At 34.2% G+C, this 20,178-nt stretch carries 19 protein-coding genes, 5 tRNA genes and 1 pseudogene; 17 read left to right on the top strand and 8 right to left on the bottom strand.

The window, feature by feature from the left end; translation table 11 throughout:
- Positions 1 to 225: 225 nt before the first annotated feature.
- Together fldA and CQA38_RS08850 are read right to left on the bottom strand one after the other, a co-directional pair.
- Positions 226 to 717 carry a flavodoxin FldA gene (fldA, locus tag CQA38_RS08855; RefSeq protein ID WP_137633640.1) on the bottom strand — a complete coding sequence of 164 codons (492 nt, stop codon included), beginning with the start codon at positions 715 to 717 and terminating at the stop codon, positions 226 to 228.
- A 118-nt stretch (positions 718 to 835) separates the two neighbouring features.
- Positions 836 to 1,156, bottom strand: coding sequence for a DUF2325 domain-containing protein (locus tag CQA38_RS08850; protein WP_137633639.1), 321 nt, complete (start codon positions 1,154 to 1,156; stop codon positions 836 to 838).
- 357 nt (positions 1,157 to 1,513) lie between these two features.
- Between CQA38_RS08850 and CQA38_RS08845 the strand changes: the two genes are divergently transcribed.
- From CQA38_RS08845 to CQA38_RS08800, 10 genes are all read left to right on the top strand, one after another.
- Positions 1,514 to 1,591 (top strand) — tRNA-Pro (locus tag CQA38_RS08845).
- Between the two features lie 11 nt (positions 1,592 to 1,602).
- Positions 1,603 to 1,679, top strand: a tRNA-His gene (locus CQA38_RS08840).
- 3 nt (positions 1,680 to 1,682) lie between these two features.
- A tRNA-Arg gene (locus tag CQA38_RS08835) sits at positions 1,683 to 1,759 on the top strand.
- Between the two features lie 9 nt (positions 1,760 to 1,768).
- Positions 1,769 to 1,845 (top strand) — tRNA-Arg (locus CQA38_RS08830).
- 59 nt (positions 1,846 to 1,904) lie between these two features.
- Positions 1,905 to 1,989, top strand: a tRNA-Leu gene (locus CQA38_RS08825).
- Between the two features lie 303 nt (positions 1,990 to 2,292).
- Positions 2,293 to 3,924, top strand: coding sequence for a multidrug ABC transporter permease/ATP-binding protein (locus CQA38_RS08820; RefSeq protein ID WP_137633638.1), 1,632 nt, complete (start codon positions 2,293 to 2,295; stop codon positions 3,922 to 3,924).
- A 137-nt stretch (positions 3,925 to 4,061) separates the two neighbouring features.
- Positions 4,062 to 5,870 carry a translational GTPase TypA gene (gene typA, locus CQA38_RS08815; protein WP_137633659.1) on the top strand — a complete coding sequence of 603 codons (1,809 nt, stop codon included), beginning with the start codon at positions 4,062 to 4,064 and terminating at the stop codon, positions 5,868 to 5,870.
- Positions 5,870 to 6,541, top strand: a complete 672-nt coding sequence (locus CQA38_RS08810; RefSeq protein ID WP_137633637.1) for a hypothetical protein — start codon at positions 5,870 to 5,872, stop codon at positions 6,539 to 6,541. Before typA ends, CQA38_RS08810 begins: the two co-directional genes overlap by 1 nt.
- Before the next feature lie 183 nt (positions 6,542 to 6,724).
- Entirely contained in the window at positions 6,725 to 7,849 is a 1,125-nt protein-coding gene (locus tag CQA38_RS08805; protein WP_249355260.1) for an FkbM family methyltransferase, read from the top strand.
- Positions 7,850 to 8,168: 319 nt separating this feature from the next.
- Positions 8,169 to 10,325: a TonB-dependent receptor gene (locus CQA38_RS08800; RefSeq protein ID WP_137633636.1), complete on the top strand. Its 2,157-nt coding sequence runs from the start codon at positions 8,169 to 8,171 to the stop codon at positions 10,323 to 10,325.
- A 162-nt stretch (positions 10,326 to 10,487) separates the two neighbouring features.
- Here the strand turns inward: CQA38_RS08800 and map are convergent, their stop codons facing one another.
- Genes map through CQA38_RS08785 form a run of 3 tightly spaced genes read right to left on the bottom strand, consistent with a single transcriptional unit; the run spans position 10,488 to position 12,684 of the window.
- Entirely contained in the window at positions 10,488 to 11,246 is a 759-nt protein-coding gene (gene map, locus CQA38_RS08795; RefSeq protein WP_137633635.1) for a type I methionyl aminopeptidase, read from the bottom strand.
- A gap of 3 nt (positions 11,247 to 11,249) precedes the next feature.
- Positions 11,250 to 11,756 carry an NAD(P)H-dependent oxidoreductase gene (locus tag CQA38_RS08790; protein ID WP_137633634.1) on the bottom strand — a complete coding sequence of 169 codons (507 nt, stop codon included), beginning with the start codon at positions 11,754 to 11,756 and terminating at the stop codon, positions 11,250 to 11,252.
- Positions 11,757 to 11,802: 46 nt separating this feature from the next.
- Positions 11,803 to 12,684 carry a putative metalloprotease CJM1_0395 family protein gene (locus CQA38_RS08785; protein WP_137633633.1) on the bottom strand — a complete coding sequence of 294 codons (882 nt, stop codon included), beginning with the start codon at positions 12,682 to 12,684 and terminating at the stop codon, positions 11,803 to 11,805.
- An 88-nt stretch (positions 12,685 to 12,772) separates the two neighbouring features.
- Here CQA38_RS08785 and CQA38_RS08780 point away from each other — a divergent pair, with 88 nt between their 5' ends.
- A complete protein-coding gene (locus CQA38_RS08780; protein ID WP_137633632.1) occupies positions 12,773 to 13,141 on the top strand; it encodes an HIT family protein in 369 nt (122 codons plus the stop codon).
- A gap of 89 nt (positions 13,142 to 13,230) precedes the next feature.
- The gene (locus CQA38_RS08775; protein ID WP_137633631.1) at positions 13,231 to 13,791 is read left to right on the top strand and encodes a YceI family protein; all 561 of its coding nucleotides are present in this window, start codon (positions 13,231 to 13,233) and stop codon (positions 13,789 to 13,791) included.
- Between the two features lie 61 nt (positions 13,792 to 13,852).
- Here the strand turns inward: CQA38_RS08775 and CQA38_RS08770 are convergent, their stop codons facing one another.
- Both CQA38_RS08770 and CQA38_RS08765 read right to left on the bottom strand, forming a co-directional pair.
- Positions 13,853 to 14,761 carry a hypothetical protein gene (locus tag CQA38_RS08770; RefSeq protein WP_170999503.1) on the bottom strand — a complete coding sequence of 303 codons (909 nt, stop codon included), beginning with the start codon at positions 14,759 to 14,761 and terminating at the stop codon, positions 13,853 to 13,855.
- 163 nt (positions 14,762 to 14,924) lie between these two features.
- Positions 14,925 to 15,122 (bottom strand): hypothetical protein, encoded by a 198-nt coding sequence (locus CQA38_RS08765; protein WP_137633629.1) that lies wholly within the window; start codon positions 15,120 to 15,122, stop codon positions 14,925 to 14,927.
- Positions 15,123 to 15,294: 172 nt separating this feature from the next.
- On the opposite strand from CQA38_RS08765, the gene CQA38_RS08760 reads away from it, so the two are divergent.
- The 4 genes from CQA38_RS08760 (at position 15,295) to CQA38_RS08745 (ending at position 18,439) form a co-directional block, all read left to right on the top strand.
- Positions 15,295 to 15,870: a toxin-antitoxin system YwqK family antitoxin gene (locus CQA38_RS08760; RefSeq protein ID WP_170999502.1), complete on the top strand. Its 576-nt coding sequence runs from the start codon at positions 15,295 to 15,297 to the stop codon at positions 15,868 to 15,870.
- 238 nt (positions 15,871 to 16,108) lie between these two features.
- Positions 16,109 to 17,683 carry an ABC-F family ATP-binding cassette domain-containing protein gene (locus CQA38_RS08755; RefSeq protein WP_137633627.1) on the top strand — a complete coding sequence of 525 codons (1,575 nt, stop codon included), beginning with the start codon at positions 16,109 to 16,111 and terminating at the stop codon, positions 17,681 to 17,683.
- Positions 17,683 to 18,015, top strand: a complete 333-nt coding sequence (locus tag CQA38_RS08750) for a hypothetical protein (RefSeq protein ID WP_137633626.1) — start codon at positions 17,683 to 17,685, stop codon at positions 18,013 to 18,015. The genes CQA38_RS08755 and CQA38_RS08750 overlap by 1 nt, the downstream gene beginning before the upstream one ends.
- A gap of 79 nt (positions 18,016 to 18,094) precedes the next feature.
- A complete protein-coding gene (locus CQA38_RS08745) occupies positions 18,095 to 18,439 on the top strand; it encodes a hypothetical protein (RefSeq protein WP_137633625.1) in 345 nt (114 codons plus the stop codon).
- A 189-nt stretch (positions 18,440 to 18,628) separates the two neighbouring features.
- Here CQA38_RS08745 and CQA38_RS08740 read toward each other — a convergent pair whose 3' ends face one another.
- A complete protein-coding gene (locus tag CQA38_RS08740; protein WP_137633624.1) occupies positions 18,629 to 19,225 on the bottom strand; it encodes a YigZ family protein in 597 nt (198 codons plus the stop codon).
- Positions 19,226 to 19,407: 182 nt separating this feature from the next.
- On the opposite strand from CQA38_RS08740, the pseudogene CQA38_RS08735 reads away from it, so the two are divergent.
- A pseudogene (locus tag CQA38_RS08735) lies at positions 19,408 to 20,178 on the top strand (hypothetical protein); the annotation flags it as partial.

Genomic DNA, 20,178 nt, shown 5'->3' with positions numbered 1-20,178 from the left:
TAAAAATAATCTTAAATAATAAAATTTATTATTTAAGATTTAATAGGTATTTGAAAATAAAATATTTTGCCTTAACTTTTTGTAAGATCTAAACCAATAAATTCAATATTTTTGCTAAAAAGCATTATCATAAAGAGAAAAACAAGGAAAAAATCTATAAGTATCAGTGGATAAAAAGACTATAAATTCAGCATTTGAAAAAGCCCGCAAATGCAGGCTTTTAGATTAAGAAAAAGAAGGTTTTATCGCCGCTACCCAAGCATCGATTCTACTTTCGGTTTGATCTTCGTGATTGTCATTGTCTAGTGCAAGTCCTACAAATTTACCATCTACCACAGCTTCGCTTGCTTCAAAGCTATAGCCATCAGTTGAAACCGCACCAACCAAAGTTGCGCCAGCTTCTTTAAGCTTCTCAGCAAGTTTTCCCATAGCGCCGCAGTAAGTATCTGAATAACTTTCGCTATCTCCCATTCCAAAAATAGCAACTGTTTTGCCACTTAATTTTAAGCCAGAAAAATCAAAAGCGTCCCAATCATCTTGAAGATCGCCGCTTCCCCAAGTCGAAGTTCCGCAAATAAGTTTATCGTAAGAATTAAGCTTATCAGCATCAACATCTGCTATGTTTAAAACATCGCTGATTCCTAGTTTTTCAGCTATAAGATTAGCTGCACCTTCTGTATTTCCCATAGCACTTCCATAAACTACGGCTACTGACATAAGTTCTCCTTTTATAATTGATAAAATTTTCTAAGCAATTCTAGCATAATTTTATATATTTTATGCAATAAATTTATTTTTTATATAAACAAAGTGTTTCTTTATTACACTACCACACTTAAAATTCATCTTCACCACAACAAAAATCTTTATTAAGATTAAAAATCTTGCAGTATTCAGAATACACACAACTCACACTTCTTTTGGCACAAACTAAAGGAATTTTTCGTTTTTTTGCTTCGCCTTTGATTTTTTTCATTGTATTGTGATTTAAAAAACTTGTAAGCATCACAACACAACGAGTATCTTGGGGAATGGGCTTGCGATTAACTCTGTTTTCATTACGAGCATCCCAATGCTCAACTTTTTTCGCACCCAAATCATAAAGCACCGCCTTTATAGGCGTAATCTCATCTGCTCCTATCACTAAAACTGACATTTTTGCTCCTTGTAATTATCAAAATATAATTTAATAATTATTATTATAAACTAATGAAGCTAAATTTATTTTGAAATTTATTATAAAATTTTAAATTTGATATTTTAACTGAGTCAATAATAAAATATAAAGCAATATATCTCTTTTAAAAACAATTTTATTTTGATTATATATAATTTAAAAAATTTCTAGCAGATTTGGTATATTTTTACTTGCTTTTTAAGCGATTGTAGTCATTTTTATTTTGCGTGATTGAAATTTATAGATAAATTTTTAAATGCTTTCGCTTGTAAAGTCTTTTTCCTATCTTGACTTTTAAGAAAAATTTGTATATAATTTTGCCTTTAATATTGTCATCGGGGTGTAGCGCAGTCTGGTTAGCGCACCTGGTTTGGGACCAGGGGGCCGAAAGTTCGAATCTTTTCACCCCGACCATTTTGCAAATGGTGAGTGTAGCTCAGTCGGTTAGAGCATCAGATTGTGGTCCTGAGGGTCGTGGGTTCGATTCCCATCACTCACCCCAGTCGCGCTCGTAGCTCAACTGGATAGAGCGACAGACTTCGGATCTGTAGGTTATGGGTTCGATTCCTATCGGGCGCACCATTTTTTTGAGCGCTCATAGCTCAGCTGGATAGAGCAACGGCCTTCTAAGCCGTAGGTCAGAGGTTCGAATCCTCTTGGGCGTACCACTTTTTAAAGTTTTTGATTAAATTTACACAAGATTTTATTTGTTTAAATTTACGCTTTTGCGGATGTGGTGAAATTGGCAGACACGCCAGACTTAGGATCTGGTGCAGCAATGTGTGAAGGTTCGAGTCCTTTCATCCGCACCACCTTACTAAACTTTTATCTCTTTACTGGCTCTTACAAAATTTATTTAATTTAACAGGCGACAACAAAAAAATAAAAATCATCTTTGAGGGCTTATTTTTAAGTCTTTGCTTTTTATAAATTTCTTTAAAGTTTCTAAGTTCCTGATATAAAATACTTTTTAAGTCTTTACAAACAATTCTATCCTTGTAAAACGAATATAAAATTTTACTTTTTTCCTCAAAACTAGTTTAAATTTAGCTTTATTTTTGTAAAATGGCATTTTATTTTAAATTTTTTATCATTTTAAATTCAAGGATAAGTTTTTGCAACTCATTACTAGTATCTTAAAAGAACATAAATTTAAAGTTTTTGCGTTCTTGTGTATCTCTATCGCTACGAGTTTGCTTGGTGTTGGTATTTTAGCTTTTATCAACGAATATTTGCTTAAGCAAGCTGGAAATTTTATCTTTATCATTTATTTTGCTTTACTTTTGCTGATCTTTTTTGCAAGTTCTGTTTTTGTGGAGCTCAGTCTTGCCCACTTTGGACAAAAGTTCATTTATACAACACAAAAAAAAGTCGTCAAACAAATCATCGATACTTCAGTGCTAAAAATCGATCAAATCGGCAAAGCAAAGCTTTTAGCCTCTTTAGGAAACGATGTTCGCACTATTTCTTTTGGCTTGCTTCGTTTTCCAGACTTTATCCAATCAAGCATTTTAATTATTGCGAGCAGTTTTTATCTTTTTTCACTTTCAGCAAAGATTTTTTTGCTCTGCTTTGTGTGGATTTTTGTAGTATTTTTTATCAACCATTTTTTTATGCGAAAAACTTATCATTATTTTCGTAAAGCAAGGGATAATGATGATGCCTTGCAAAATAATTACCAAAATATCATCGATGGACGCAAAGAACTCACGCTAAATACTTTCAGGGCAAAGCTTTACTATGAAAGCGAATTTGATATCAACGCCGAGGATAAACGCCGCAACAACACCCTAAGTTCTGCTATGCAAAGCTTGTCGAGCAATTTTACAAGTGTGGGCTTACTTGCACTTGTGGGCTTTGAGTTTTATTGTTCCTTGCATTTTGCTTGGACTAGCCTTGAAAATGCTACGACTATAGCTATAGCCATACTTTTTTTACGCACGCCTTTAATGGCGATGATAGGGGCTTTTCCTACACTTTTAATGGCAAAAGTCGCTCTTGAAAAAATTCAAAAACTTGATCTAAGCGAATATAAACAAGACTTTAAAACCCTGCCTAACTCAAGCTCTTGGCAAAAGATAGAGTTTAAAAATGTGGCTTTTTCCTATGATGAAAAATTTTCCCTAAAGCCTACAAATCTTGAAATTCACAAAGGCGAGCTTATCTTTTTAATCGGCAAAAATGGTAGTGGCAAATCCACCTTTTCCCTCCTTTTAGCTGGACTTGTTAAGCCAAAAAGCGGAGCGATTTATCTTGATGAAAAGCAAATTGATGATGAAAATATCACTGAATATAGACGTTTAATCACAGCTATTTTTAGCGATTTTCATCTTTTTACCCAAACGATAAAAGATGATGAGTTAGCAAATGCCAAGGACATAGAACATTGGCTTGAGGTGCTTGAGCTTAAAGACAAGACAAAAGTAGAGCAAGGGCAGATCAAGCTTACTAAACTTTCTACCGGGCAAAGAAAACGCCTAGCCATGCTTATAGCCTTGCTTGAGGCAAGAGATATTTTAATCCTTGATGAATTTGCAGCCGATCAAGATCCACTTTTTAGACGCTTTTTTTATCAAAAACTTCTGCCCTTGCTTCAAAAAGAGGGCAAAACTATCATCGCTATCAGCCATGATGATAAGTATTTTGATATAGCTGATCGTATTTTACTTGCACAAAATGGTCGTATAAGCGAGCTAAAAGGAGAAGATATAAAAGAAATCGCTAAAAATGCCGTGGAGCATTTTTAGTTTTAAGCTTTAAAATATTGTAAATTCAAAGCTTAAGGCTGATTTTAAAGCAAAAATAAATTTATAAAATTAGATATTATATATTTTAAGCAAAGTTTAGCTATAATCAGCCTTTTAAAAAATTTGTGGAGAAAAACTTGGAAAATATAAGAAATATAGCCGTTATAGCCCACGTTGATCATGGTAAAACAACTATGGTTGATGAGCTTTTAAAACAAAGTGGCACCTTTAGTGAAAGAGAGCAAATCGCTGAAAGAGTGATGGATAGTAATGATATAGAAAAAGAAAGAGGCATTACCATACTTTCAAAAAATACAGCCATTAATTATAAAGGCACAAAGATCAATATCATCGATACTCCAGGACATGCTGATTTTGGAGGCGAGGTTGAACGTGTTTTAAAGATGATTGATGGGGTGCTTTTGCTTGTTGATGCCCAAGAAGGCGTAATGCCTCAAACTAAATTTGTGGTTAAAAAAGCCCTACAACTTGGACTTAAGCCCATAGTTGTGATTAACAAGATAGACAAGCCTGCAGCTGATCCTGAACGCGTGATTAATGAAATTTTTGATCTTTTTGTAGCCTTAGAGGCAAATGATGAGCAACTTGACTTTGCTATAGTCTATGCAGCGGCAAAAAATGGCTATGCTAAGCTTGATATGAACGATGTTAGCAAGGACATGACTCCTCTTTTTGAAACTATCTTACAAAGAGTGCCAGCCCCAAGTGGTAATGCAAATAACCCTTTACAACTTCAAGTTTTTACCCTAGGTTATGATAATTTTGTAGGCAAAATAGGCATAGCAAGAATTTTTAATGGCAAGGTGCGTAAAAATGAAAGTGTAATGCTTGCAAAAGCTGATGGAACTAAGGTGCAAGGACGCATTAGCAAGCTCATAGGCTTTATGGGCTTAGAAAAAATGGATATAGAAGAAGCCTCAAGTGGCGATATAGTAGCCATTGCTGGCTTTGAAGCCCTTGATGTTGGTGATAGTGTCGTTGATCCAAACAATCCTCAACCCCTTGATCCACTTCACATAGAAGAGCCAACCCTAAGCATAGTTTTTAGCGTCAATGATGGACCTCTTGCTGGCACAGAAGGCAAAAGTGTAACTTCAAATAAAATCGCAGAACGCCTAGAAGCTGAGATGAAAACTAATATAGCCATGCGTTATGAAAGCAGTGGTGAGGGTAAATTTAAGGTAAGCGGAAGAGGCGAGCTACAAATCACCATTTTGGCTGAAAATATGCGTAGAGAGGGCTTTGAGTTTTGCATGGGACGTCCTGAAGTTATAGTAAAAAATGAAAATGGAGTAAGAACTGAACCTTTTGAACACTTAGTCATCGATGTGCCTGATGAGTTTAGCGGAGTATGTATAGAAAAGCTTGGCAAAAGAAAAGCAGAGATGAAAACCATGAGTCCAACAGGCGACGGACAAACCAGACTTGAGTTTGAAATCCCAGCAAGGGGACTCATAGGCTTTAGAAGCCAGTTTTTAACCGATACTAAGGGCGAGGGCGTGATGAATCATAGCTTTTTAGAATTTCGTCCCTTCTCAGGAGCGGTTGAAAAACGCAATAATGGGGCTTTGATCTCTATGGAAAATGGAGTGGCATTAGGGTATTCTCTTTTTAATCTCCAAGATAGAGGCGTGCTTTTCATAGAGCCTCAAACTAAGGTATATGTAGGCATGATCATAGGCGAGCATTCACGTCCAAATGATCTTGATGTCAATCCTATCAAAGGCAAAAACCTAACCAATGTAAGAGCCAGCGGAAGTGATGATGCCATAAAACTTGTGCCACCAAGAAAACTCAGCCTTGAAAGAGCGCTTGAGTGGATAGAAGAGGACGAGCTTGTAGAAGTTACCCCACAAAACATACGCGTTCGCAAACGTTATCTTGATCCAACCCAAAGAAAAAGAATGGAAAAGAGTAAAAACTAATGCTTTTTGATGAGCCAAATAATCCTATCGATAAAAGGCGAAAAGCTTATGTATTAAGATTAAATTTATTGCGTTTTTTTGCCTTTTTTCAAGGCTTTATCATCTTTATGGTCTTAATCAAAGTTTCACAAGACTTTGTGCTTGCTTTTGCTGGTGGGGCTTTATTTGGCTATGGAGTTTATCGGCTTTTTATCAGTAAAGCCTTTGCTCAAAAAAAGCTTATCGATGAAAAAATAGAGCTTGAAAAACTCATACTTGAGGAGTTTTTAAAAGAAGAAGAAGGAAAATTTTCAAATGAAGGCATAAAAGAAAAGGAATTTAAAAGCCTTTTTAACTTTAAACCAAGTGAATTTAAATCCGCAAATGCCTTTGAGTTTAAGAATTTCAAACTTTATGATGTGCTCTTTAAAGATGAAAGAAACCGCTTTTTTATAGGCGTCTTGCTTATAAGTCAAAACCTTTTGCAAAATGATAAAATGCTAAGTCAAGACGAGTTTTATTCTGCAAAAATCCCAAAGAAATTTAGCACTGAGCTTAAATTCATACAAGGTAAAGCCTGCCTAATCAAAACAAGGATAAATCCTTTTTTCATCCATCTACACCTTAGTTTAGAACAAAACAAAAGTGCTTTAAAGCAAAATTTAGCTCAACTTGAAAAGCTTTTATCATGAAGATATATCAAAAAACTTTATACCTCTCTCTCCATCCTTTTTTAATGCAGCTCAATGCAAGTTAAAAACACTTATAAAAGATTAAAGGGATAAAAATGAAATTTATTTGCTATAAACACTCGCTTAACAAAAGAATAACCCAAATTTGTGGTATCCCACTTTTTACACGCCTAAGAGTGCCTTATGCTAGGGGGGGGGGGCATTGAATTTGTTCGTTATGTATATAAGTTTTTAAATTTTACTTATCATAGAACACATAGTATAGCTGAGCTTATCGATGAAAATACGCTTTCTCAATCGACTTTAAATTTACAAATTCTTAATTTAGTCCAAGAAAATTCACAAAAACTTAATCTTCTCACCCATTCTAAACAAAGACATCTACCCGGTAATTTTTGGATGGATTTAAGCAAAGGAAAAGCCTTGTGCGAAGAAAGCGATATAGTTGAAAAAGTTCAAAAATTACTTACGAATTTAGATCAGCAAAGTAAAGAAAATGTATGCAAGCTCTTGGTAAGATTAAAGAAAAACTATCTTAACTCAGGACAAGGCTATATCACACTTGAAGAAGCTGAAATAAAAGAACTCAACAAAATCGAACATGAGTTTAAACCTTATATTTTTGAGCTTACTCCCAATGTGTTTTGTTATAATGGGTATTTTTTACCGATCCATTGGTTTGAAGCTGGTGTATTTTTGTATAAGCACTCGCTTGATATTTTGCACCCAAATACTCTCAAGATGATGAAAGAAAAAGATTTTATCGATGTTGGTGGTTTTATAGGTGATAGTGCCATTATCTTTGAAAACGAATTTTGCAACAAACAAATTCATACCTTTGAAGCCTCGAGTAAAAATTTCGAACTCTTAAAGCAAACACTAAAGCTTAATTCAAGTAAAAGGATAATTCCTATCAATAAAGGTTTAGGTTCAAAAAATGAGATAAATACCATTGGTACAGGCTTTGGAAGCGGTGCAAGCGTGGTATTTAAAGATCAAAATAATGTCGAAGAAGTCCAAATCATCACCTTAGATGAATATGTCGCCCAGCACAAGCTTGAAGTAGGTTTCATAAAAGTTGATATAGAAGGCTTTGAACAAGAGTTTTTAAAAGGAGCTAAAAAGACAATTTGTGAGCAAAAACCAGCCATGCTCATTAGCATTTATCATAGCTCGCAAGACTTTTTTGATATAAAACCTATGATAGAGTCTTGGGATCTAGGCTATACTTTTAAAATTCATCGTCCAACTGATACTTGGAATATCAGCATAGAAACAGCATTATATTGCGATCCTATACAAAAATAATGTAAAAAATGAAATAAAATCTAAAAATGGTTTTATTTCATTTTGAATCTAAAAAATAAGACAGAATATGCAACACAAACAATAAGCAACTAACTTTTATTGAGTCTTTATAACTTACTCATTCGATTTTAATTCTTTTTCTGAACCTCTAGTTTTATGTGCTTCACTTCAACTTTCTTTACAAAACTTATAACATATAAATTTAAAACAAGGGTATTATCTACAAAATATTATAAATGATAATAGATATTTATTTAATTTAAATTTAATCCTTTTTATACTATACTCAAATTTTTATTTTATAAAGAAAGGACTTAAGATGAAAAAACATTTGTTTTCATTTGCTTGCGTTATAGCTTGCTCTGGTGTTGCTTTGGCTGATGAACCGCTGCATAGGCTTGATGCGAGCGTGATTTCTGGATCAAGTATGATTTCAAAGCTTGATGAGCTGAACCGCAATGTCTATACTATAGACAAAAATAGCCTCTTAGATAAAGGATATAGAGATACTGAAAGTGCTTTTCGATATATGCCTTTTGTTAATCTCTCAAATACTGGTTTGGGTTCAAATTTGGATTTAAGAGGGCAAGGCAACAAGGCAAATACTAGCGTTCAAGTGCTGATTAATGGCGTGTATGCAAATATGCTTGATTCTTCACATGGGGTAACGCCTTTAAACACGCTTTCGCCAAGCTCTATTGAAGAGATTGAGCTTCTACCTGGTGGTGGAGCGGTGCGTTATGGCAATGGCACAAGGGGCGGTGTGGTGAATATCATCACAAGAAGACGTTTTGATGATCCTTTTTTAAGTGCTGGACTTAATTTCTCGCACAATAGTGCTACTTTTGGCAATAATTACAATGCCGATGTAAGATATGGGGATAAATTTGGCGATGCACATATCAATGTTGGTGCAGCTTTGATTAACAAAAGAGGTCCTCGCTCTTATGATAAAACAAGTGGCGGACAAGGAAATTTTGGTGTATTGTATGATATTAATCCGGGCGAAAGCATTATCTTTGATGCGGATTTTTTCAAAGGTAGCATTCACACAAGCCCAAATAATTCTTTTTTAGATAATACTAATCCTAGCAAAGATGATAGGCAAAGACAAGGCAATGGCAGACTTCACAACGAGCAAACTCGCTTTACGACAAGTTTAGGCTATGAAAATGAATACAGCGAGGAGTTGAAATTTGATGCTAAGGTTTTTTATCATTATAATAGGATAGATTATAAAGACTCAGTAACAAGGCTAAATGATTATGTATATAATGGTATGCCACTTCCAGGCGTAACAAGTGCTGATCAAAGTGGCTCTTTTTTTGATGATCAAAAGATAGGCTTTAACACAAATTTACAATACGATCACGGCACAGGTAAGTTTTTAGCTGGCTTTGAGTCCTTATACCAAATGTCAAAAAGAACGATGAATCAACACATATTTTGGAGTGGTTCTACTACGATTACAAGACCACCTATGCCATCTATGACATTTACAGGATATGATCACGCTATGAACATTCCTTTTGAGGGCAACAAATGGACAAATGCTTTATATATGATAGAAAAATACGATTTTACAGATGAATTTTCACTGACTGGGGGGGGGCGTTACGAATTTGCTCATTATGATATAGACGCAAACTATCATAATAATATGCTTTTATCGATGGGTACTGCACCTATACCAAGAACAATTTACTCAGTAAATGGCTCTCTTACAGATAATCTCCATAATTTCGCTTTTGAACTTACCCCAAGTTACAAATACTCAGACACAGGCACAATTTATGCAAAATACGAAAGAGGATATTTCTCTCCATCTCCAAATTCCATGATACGAAGAGTGGGTGGCTCTAGTGGATATTACACCCCAACCGATCTTAAAAAAGAAACTTACGATACTTTTGAGCTTGGCTTAAAAGACTTTTTCTTTGATACGATCACCTACAGCGGCTCGGTATTTTATACCCAAACTCGCAATGAATTTTACACCATAGGAAACGCTCACTCACCAACAGGCGTAGAGTATGGCAACTACGATAAAACAAAACGTTATGGCTTTGAAGTCGCAAGCGAGCAGTTTTTGGGGATATTAAGCCTTAATGAAAGCTTTAGCTATGTTGATGCGAAAATCAAAGGTGGCTCAAAAATCCCAAATGTATATACTTATAAAGCCACTTTAGGAGCAAGTGTAGAAGTAGTGCAAGATACGAGTGTATGGATACAAAATGCCTTTTTTGGCAAGCAAAAAGTAGTCGGGCAAAATGAAAGCTTAAAAGCCTATAGCTTAAGCGATATAGGCGTAAGCACAAAAGTAGGACAAGTCAGTCTTAGTGCTGGTGTGAGAAATGTCTTTGATACTTTTTACTATGATTACTATAATGCAGATGAAACCGATACAATCGCTGGATATGGCTACTTAGTAGGACAAGGAAGAACTTTCTTTCTTGAAGGAAGATATGATTTTTAATTTTAATTAAAAAGCTAACACTCACGATAATTTCTCCTTCACTTTTTATCGTGAGTGAAAAGCATACTTTTAAAAAGACTAAAGTTTAAAATTCTTTAAATATATTTTTGCGGATTGCTTTATCTTGCAAGCACAGCAAACAAGCTTCTAAAACCCATTAAATCAAGCTTGAGAAAGTATCTCAGCCCTGCCATTTATCACAGCCAAACAATGCTCGTAATGAGCTGTATTTAAGCCATCTTTACTCGCTGCGTCCCATTTGCCTTTAAGGTGCGTTGGGGTGCCGTCTTTTTGGCAGATCATTGGTTCTATGCAAAATACCATTGAATTTTTGATTTTTGCTCCACTTTTGATATTTTCGCCCTTTTGGGTGTAGTTTGGAATTTCAGGCTCGCCGTGTGGTTTTGAGCCTATGCCATGTCCGCAGTATCCTAGCAAAGGCACAAAACCTCTTTTGTGAATGAAGCTTTCTATAGCCGCTGAAAGCTCCTTAAAACGCATACCTTCTTTGATAATGTCTATGGCATAATACAGCGCGTCCTTTGCACAAGAAATTAAAGCTTCATCTTGAGCAGAAATTTTGCCTATGCCTATGGTTCTAGCCGCATCGCCATAAAAGCCGTCTTTAAAAGTGCCTACATCAAGCCCGAGTATATCGCCTTCTTTGATCTTAGTATCATCTGGCGTGCCGTGAATGCAGACTTGATTTAAAGAAGTGCAAATGGCTCCTTCAAAGCCATAAAGCCCTTTAAAACTTGGCTTTGCTCCCTTTGAGAGTATGAATTTTTCTGCCATATCGCTGATGTCTTTTAAGCTCATACCGACTTGAATTTCTTTTTCAAGGTAGTCTAGGGTTTGAGCGACGATTTTGTTTGCAGCTCTTAGTTTGTCAATTTCTGCTGGTTTTTTAAGTTCTATCATGTTTTAATCCAAAAAATTTTGATATGCTTTACAAAAATCATTCAATCTTTCATCACTCATAGCAAGGCTACCATCACTATGAAAAATGCTTTTGAAATTAAAGCCTATGTAAAGGCACATTGCTCTGAAATTATAAGTGATTTCTTCTATAGTATAGCCATTTGCTCCATCTTTTTGATAGTTTTGCTTAGGGCTTCCTGTGCTGATAGCCAAAGAAAAGTTTTTGCCTACCAAAGCCCTACTTTCAAGCAAATCAGGTAAAAAGATCGTATCCATATAACTTTTAAGCAGTGGCGGACAATTCAGCCAAAAAAGCGGAAATTGAAAGATGATATGCTCGGCTTTCACAAGAAAATCTTGCTCAAGTTTAATGTCAAATTCTTTCTTGCCCTTTTCATAAAGTGCTTCTAAATTCCTTACTTCAGCTTTATCTTGTGCGGCTTTAAGTAAAGCTTTATTTACCCTTGAGTTTTCAAAATGGGTGTGTGAAAATATGATAAGATTTTTCATTTTTTTCCTTTTTGTTATAGTATAGAGCAAAAACCTTGCCCAAAACTTACGCTACAAAGCTAAAACTACTTTGAGTTTGAGCTTTATTTTGCTCTTGATACGCTAGGGCTACTAAATTTGTATGCTGGTTTAAATTTGTTTTGTTATCATTATCTAACTTTAAATCAGCCTCGTTATTTGGATAAGAATTTGTAGCTAAAGCATTTTTGTTTTGATTGAAATTTGTTGTTTGATTTGAAAAATTAGCTTTATTTTCTTGGGAATTTGTGTTTAAATTTGCATTTAAGCTCTCATTTAAAGGCTCTTGATTAGGTTCAAACTTAGCATTTAAAGAATCACTTTCCCTCTCTTCATCTTGTGTTTTTTGCTCTTGTTGGGCTTGTTTTTTTTCTTTAAGTTCTTGTTCTGCTTTGTTTTCCTCAGCTTTTTGCTTGTTAAGTTCAGCTCTTGCATTAATTTCCATTTTCATCGCATTTGCCGCCACAGCATAATCTTGTGGGCTTGGATCACTTGGCGCCATAGCTGCGGCTTGAATTTGCCTTGCATTGGCTATGGTTTCTTCTGGAGTGTTACCCTCTGACATAGAGATAGGCACTTCTCCAGCTATAGCATACATTTTATTATCAGGACCTCTAGTGTAAGTATAACTTGCCCCGCCCGTAAGTCCGCCACCAGCAGCTACATGAGCCATTTCATGAGCTCTTACTTTGGTATCTGTGATTTGAAGCTGACTGACTACCCTTCGTTCATCTTGGGTGAGTTCATTTGGATTGTCTTTTTTTTCTTGAGTAGTGGTATTTTGTTTTGTTTCATCTTTTTCTTCTGTGGAGTTTTGGCTGTTTAAGCTCAAAGTATTCTTTTCTTCTGTCTTATTTTTGGACGTATCATAAGAAATGCTTGATGAAAAATTCGAATACTGAATTTGCATACCTTGCTCTTTTTTGATGAAATTTTGCCTGTATTATAACGAAAATTTGCTACACTTTAGCTTGAATTTATCAAAGAAAGGCTGAAAAATGATTTTTGAAAACGAAAATTTCTATATAGAACAAGAGCTTTCACAAATTCCTTGGCTAAAAATCTTTACCAAAGAGCCTTTTAAGGAGCTAAGTGATTGTCCTTTGGCTATACAAAATGAGCTTTTTACTTTGATTTTGGAGTGTGAAAGGGCTTTAAGGGATTTTTATAAACCAGAAAAAATCAATATCGCTTCATTTGCAAACTATGTCCCACGCGTGCATTTTCATATTATGGCTCGCTTTAAAGAAGATGAGTTTTTTCCAGAGTGTATGTGGGGCAAGCCTCAAAGGCAAAAAGTTACACTCAACTTGCCTAAATTTTCAGACTTTGCAGAGTTTTTAAAAGGCAGATTAAAGCAAAAATAAGAGTTTTTTGACAGCAAAACAAACATTTACTTATCATTATTTTTCATCGCTTAGAATTTCAATACAAAATTTATCAAAAAGGATTGACAATGAAAAAATTACTTCTTTCTTCACTCGTTGCAGCTTCACTGCTTAGTTCAGCACTAGTTGCCAAAGAATACACGCTTGATAAAACACACACTAATGTGGGCTTTAAGATCAAACACTTGCAAATTTCAAATGTGCGTGGAAATTTCACTGATTATGATGGGCTTGTTGATTATGATGCTCAAAGTGGCGAGTTTAAAAAACTTCAAGCAAAAATCAAAGTTGCTTCAGTAGATACTGACAACAAATCAAGAGACGATCATTTACAACAAGATGATTTTTTCAAAGCAAAAACTCACCCTGAAATCACTTTTGTGATGAAAAAATTTGACAAAAATAGCAAAAAAATGACAGGCACACTCACTATAGCTGGCGTTTCAAAAGATATCACTTTAAACACTGATATAGGTGGCGTTGCTCAAGCTCAAGGCAAAGAAAAATTTGGCTTTTCACTTAATGGCGTGATTAAAAGATCAGATTTTAAATTTGCTCCAAGCTCATCAACTGTGGCTTTAGGCGATGAAGTTGAACTTAACATAGAAGTAGAAGCAAACGCCAAATAAGTTTTTCAAACTTTAAGCTCTAAATTTAGGGCTTAAAGCTCTTTTATCTCTTAAAAGCTCTTCAAATGAAGTTTTTGAACTCAAACTCTATAAGTGCAAAGCTTAAAATCACCTTTTCATTTTCAAGTTTAAAGCTTACTTGTGAGAAAAAAAGCTCGATTTGCTTTAGCTCAAGCTCATCATTTACCACAAAAACAAAATCCTTATCAATGCTAAAAATTTTATAATTTTTGAAATTCTTTCTTAATAACTTTGCTATAGCTTTGAGTAAAATCAAGGCATATTTTTCTTGCATAACTTCAAGCTCATTAAAATGAAGTATGAAAATTTGATAATTTTCAAGCCCTATGAGATAGCGTTTGAGGCTTTTTTGATTGGGTAGCTTTGTAACAAGATCAAAATACATTATTTTATAACTATGATAAAACATATACAGCACAAAAAAAAGCGAAGCAAACTCAAAAAAAGGATAAGCATCAAGTCCAAATAAAAACTGCACAAAACTTAGCACAAAAGCAACGCTTAGATAAATTTGAGCCTTTAAAACACACCATATCAAAAAAAACACAAACAAAACAAGAAAAAATACAAAAGCTATATCGCTAACAAAATCAAGATTTTCAAAAAGCTTTGTGCTTAAAGCTGCATTAAAATTGGTATTTTTGCTTAGGAAAAAACCCAAAATCAACACAAAAATCAAGATGGCGATTTTACTTAAATTTCTTTTTTCAAGCACAAGATTTGAAGCTGGCAAAAGTGCAAAAAGCACAAACACAAAAGGCACAAACAAACAAACAAACAAATGCGCTTGATACAAGCTTGCATACACATACACAAATCGCATACAAAGCAAAGCAAGAGTAATAAAAAAAATACGCGAATTTTTAAAATAAAAACTCAAAAACAAAGCAAAAAGCTCAAAAACAAAACTCAACATCGCTAAGGAGTTTAAAAATAAAAGTGAAGACAAACAAAAACCTTTGATATAAGAAAATAATGCGAAATTATAGCCATTTTAAACTAAAATACAAATGAGTTTGCAAAAAGCTCACACAAATTCAATGAAATTTAAGCAAGGCACAAAAAAATAAATTCAAAATATTTTTATTTTACTCAATGCAGCTTAAATATTATCATTTTTCTTTGATAATTTGCTCGCTTTTGTGTGAAAATTCTTTTAATTTTTCATAGTTTTCTTTACTTAGTGTTATAGCCTCATCTATGGCCAAGCCTTGCATAATCACGCGGTAAAGATTTGGGCGGGTTTTTTTCCAGTTCCTTAAAGTCTGCACATCTACACCTAAAAATCCTGCTATATCTCGTTTTGTCATCTTTAACTCAAATTTTGATTTTTTAAAAGCTTAATCAATAAAATCTTAATTCCTAACAACATAATATTTATTATTTATTTTATAAAAAAGTATATATATTATGTTTTTTAAGATTTTTTAAAGTTTTATATTGCTATGATTTCTTTTATAATTTTACTATAAAGGAAAAATGATGAAAACCCAATTTAAGCTCGCTTTTATCAGCCTTGCTCTTATGGCATTTGTAGCGTGCGATTCAACTTCTATCAAAGAAACAACCTACTCAGACGGAGCCTTAAAAACACAAACTCCTTACAATGACGAAGGACGCATTCACGGCGAACGCAAAGAATACAATAGGGACGGACAGCTTATCCAAACAGAAACATTTAACAATGGTAAAAAAGAAGGACTTTCAAGAGTGTATTATTCAAATGGGCAAATCAAAGAAGAAGTTATGTTTAAAAATGGAAAAGAAAATGGTGCGTATAAAACATACAACGATAGAGGGGATTTGATTTTACAGATGAATTATAAAGACGGAAAGAAATTTGGACCATTTAAACAATATAACGCAGAAACTCTACAACTTATCGAAGAAGGTTCTTTTGGCGAGAAAGAACAGCTTGATGGTATTTACAAACAATACAACAAAGAAGGACTTCCTTTAAGCGAGCAGTCTTACAAAGATGGTAAGAAGGACGGCAAATTTGTGTATTATAAAGGTGCTGGCGAGATAGACAGAGAAGAAATGTGGAGTATGGCATAAAACAAAAGGATTAATTTTTGCTTTATTATCTCAATTTTGATGCAATTTTGCTTACTAAAAATCTATCAAATTTGCATCAAGATCACAAATTTAAACTATTATCAAATTTAACTTGATATTTTTTACAAACACAATCCACAACAAAAAACAATAAAAGTAAAAAGTTAAATTCGAGCTTTTTTCTTTCTTTAAGATATTATGATACAATCTCATTTTATTTTTAAATTCAGGAATTTTTATGGTTGAGATTAGAAATTTAAGTATGCGTTTTGCCAATCAGCTTTTATTTGAAAATGTCAATCTCACGCTTAAAAAAGGCGAAAGATATGGACTTATAGGAGCAAATGGGGCTGGAAAATCTACTTTTTTAAAAATTCTCTCAAAAGAGCTTGAAGCTAGTAGCGGCGAGATTGAGTTTGATGCTGGGCTTCGCGTGGGTGTTTTAAAGCAAGATCAATTTGCCTTTGAAAACTACAGCATAAAAGACGCGGTAATGTGTGCAAATGATAGGCTTTTTAAGGCTTTGAAAGAAAAAGAAAAGCTTTATATGAGTGAAGAATTTACAGATGCGATTAATGAGCGTTTAAGCGAGCTTGAGATCATCACAGCCGAAGAAGATCCAAATTATGACTGCGAAACGCGTTGTGAAAAGATTTTAAGTGCTTTAAAGATCAAGGATTTTAATGCTCCTATGTCAAGCCTTCAAAATGCGGATAAATTTAAAGTCTTGCTAGCTCAAGTGCTGTTTTTAGGTGCTGATGTGCTATTTTTAGATGAGCCAACAAACAACCTTGACTTTGAAACCATAGCTTGGCTTGAAAATGAACTTTTAAAGCATGAGGGCACACTTGTGGTTATCAGCCATGATAGGCATTTTTTAAACCGAATTTGTACGCGGATTTTAGATGTGGATTTTAAGCAGATTAGGGATTTTGCTGGAAATTATGATGATTGGTATATGGCTTCTACACTTTTGGCTAAACAAGCTGAGCTTAAAAGAGACAAAGCCCTAGCTCAAAAAGAAGAGCTTGAAAGCTTCATAAGACGCTTTTCAGCAAATGCAAGCAAGGCAAAACAAGCCACAAGTAGAGCAAAAGCCTTAGCAAAGCTTGAGCTTGAAGAAATTCAAATCTCAACGCGTCGCGATCCAAGCATACTTTTTCGCCCTCAAAGAGAGATAGGTAATGAAGTTTTAGAGTTAAAAAATATCTCAAAAAGCTATGATAAACCTCTTTTTAAGGATTTAAATCTCAAGATAGAAAAAAATGATAAAATCGCTCTTATAGGCACAAATGGCGTAGGCAAAAGCACTCTAGCTAAAATCATCGCTTCAAAACTAAAAGCTGATAGTGGGGATATTCATCTAGGCGCAACCATAGAACTTGGGTATTTTACGCAAGATACAAGTAGTGTTATTTGTGAAAATTTGAAACTTTATGAATGGCTCATGAGTGAGAAATTCAAAGACCTTGATGAAATTCGCAAATGTTTAGGTAGAATGCTCTTTAGTGGCAATGATCAAGAAAAACTAGCCTCAAGCTTAAGTGGGGGCGAAAAACACCGCCTAGCTCTTGCAAAACTTATGCTTGAACGCCCAAATTTCTTGCTTTTAGATGAGCCTGATAACCACCTTGATCTTGAAGCGATCATCGCTTTGGGTGAGGCTTTGTTTAATTTTAAAGGTGTGGTGCTTTGTATCAGCCACGATAGAGAGCTTATCAGTGCATTTGCAAATCGCATTTGGCACTTAAAAGACGGCGAGTTGATCGATTTTCGCGGCTCGTTTGAGGAGTATTTGCAAGGAGAGTTGTGATGAATACCTATAAAATCAAATACGCAGCTGGTTTTGGACACTACACCCAAAATCACAAAGGCTTTGGACCAACAATTTACATTGAAGAAACTGTGCTTTATGAAAGCACGAAGGATTATTTTGACTATATGGATTTTTATCTTTCGCATTCAAAAAGCGATGATACTTATTTTCATATCTCATTTTTAGAAGATCGCCCTCTAAGCGAGCAAGAACTAAAAACAAGAAATGCTTATCGCAAGCTTCGAGATGAACGCTGTGAAAAGGCTAAGCTTGAGTTCATCGAAAATTCAGAACTTGAAGCTGAATATCACCCTAAGCATGGAGATTAAGCTATAAAAATCTAAATTTTCTCCTTTTAGGAACGATTTTTGCTTGTTTTAAGAGCATATTTTGAAAGGAGAAAAGACTATGCAAGTAAATTACAAAACCATAAGTTCCATGGAATTTGATGTTTTAAGCGGAACTTATAAAAAAGTTGATAAGCAAGTTGAAGACGAATCAGCTTCGCTGTTCTCTCAGCTCATAAACAATGACGCAGAGCAAGAGCAAAACGACTTATCAAAACTAAGCACTGATATTTCAGGCTTTAACACAAGCGATCAGAGTTTTAATGATAGCTTTAACACAACACTTCAAAGCTTTCGTTTTAGACAAAGCGAAAATGAGTTTTTAAAGACTCAAAGCCCAGTCAATCAAACACAAGACGAGCAAAAGCAAAATTTAACTGCTGATTTGCTTTCTATGCTTTCTTGATCTAAAAAGCGAATTGCACCGAGCAAAAATAAAATGGATTGCAAACAAATGACTTGCAAAATAAAGCTTTTTCATTGTAAGGCTTTAAAAAGCCAAAGCAATCCATTCAAAAAAAAGCAGAAAATATGCTTCGCAAAACTTACACTTTGCACGCAAGAAAGCTTGCTTTTCAAACCTTACTTAACCTAGCTAAACAAGCCACATAAAATCTTTGAAGTTCAAATGAGTATTATTTTGCAAGAAAAATTGCAAACTTTTTTGCTGATCTTGACTTAAATTCAAATTTATACGCACCTTATCATCTTGAAATTCTGGATAAAATTCAAAGGCATTCTTAAGCAAAAAATGTCTTACTTTATCAAAATCCTTAATTTCAAGGCTTAAAACACTGCTTTTTTTAAACTCAAACTCCACAAGTTTGGCTACAGATATAGCCTCATTTACCGCTTGAGTATAAGCACGCACAAGCCCACCTGTGCCAAGTTTTATACCGCCAAAATAGCGCACAACAATCACCGCCACATTCACAAGCTCACTTCCTCTTAAGGCATTTAAACTTGGCAAACCCGAAGTGCCTTTTGGCTCATTATCATCACTTTTATCCTCGACAATCTGGCTCAATTCATTTAAAAATCGATACGCATAAACGAAATGAACGGCTTTGATATGCTCTTTTTTAAGCGTTTCAAGCAAATTTTTAAATTCAAAAAAAGGGCAAAGATATGCTATAAATTTGGACTTTTTAATTTCAATCTGGGTGCTATAGGTTTTTTCGATAGTTTTCATAAGAACATTATAGCAAAAAGCTTGAAAAGTATTCAAATATGAATTTCAAAACTTGCAATTACTTTAAAGACAAAAATACCAAAAAACTGCACTTTTACAAAAATATTAATTTTTCGTTTTTTTTTTTTTTTGATATTTTTTGATCTGAGTATTGATTGTCCTCTATACAATAAAGGTGTAAAATGAAATTTTTTGTAACAAAAGATGAAAGAAATAATATTATTTATCATTATAAGCCGCTAGATGAAATCAAACAAGAAACAAATATCAATTTTTATGGAAAAAATAATATCATTTTTTTATGTGAAAAAGCTTTTTTACAAAAAAGTAAAATTTATATATCAGGTGATGAAAATTTACTTTTTATAGCCAATACAAATTTTTGTATGGATATTAATATCTTTGGGTTTTCACTTTGTTATGTGGGAAATAATAATTTTTTAAATCCTTTTAGAAAACCTTCAAGAGCTGAATTATCAGAACATAAGGCTCTTATTATTGGGGATAATAATCTCATCTCTTGGGAATGCGAATTTGAAAATTTTGACTGGCATTTCATCTATGATAAAACAAGTAAAAAACGTATAAATGAGGCTAAAAACATACACATAGGAGATTTTTGCTGGATTTCTCAGAATGTTAAAGTCCTAAAAGGAGCCTTTGTTGCAAGTGGCTCCATTATAGGTGCTAGAAGTGTAACTTCAGGGAAAGTTTATTATTCAAATTCCATATATGCTGGAGTGAGTGCAAAAAAGATTAAAACCAATGTTTTTTGGCATGGTTCTTGCCCTATAGGTTTGGAGGACAAAAAAGCTATTCAAGCTTACAATTTTTATGATAAAGAGGAATGCTGTTTCACCTTCCAAAAAGAAAAATTCCTCAATCCAGCTCTAATAGAAAAAGAACTAGAAAGTATGGATACAGCTTTGCAAAAGCTTGAGTTTGTGTATGAT

This window comes from Campylobacter sp. MIT 12-5580, assembly GCF_005406235.1.
Taxonomy (GTDB): domain Bacteria; phylum Campylobacterota; class Campylobacteria; order Campylobacterales; family Campylobacteraceae; genus Campylobacter_D.
This window is presented reverse-complemented; position numbering and strand designations above follow the sequence as displayed.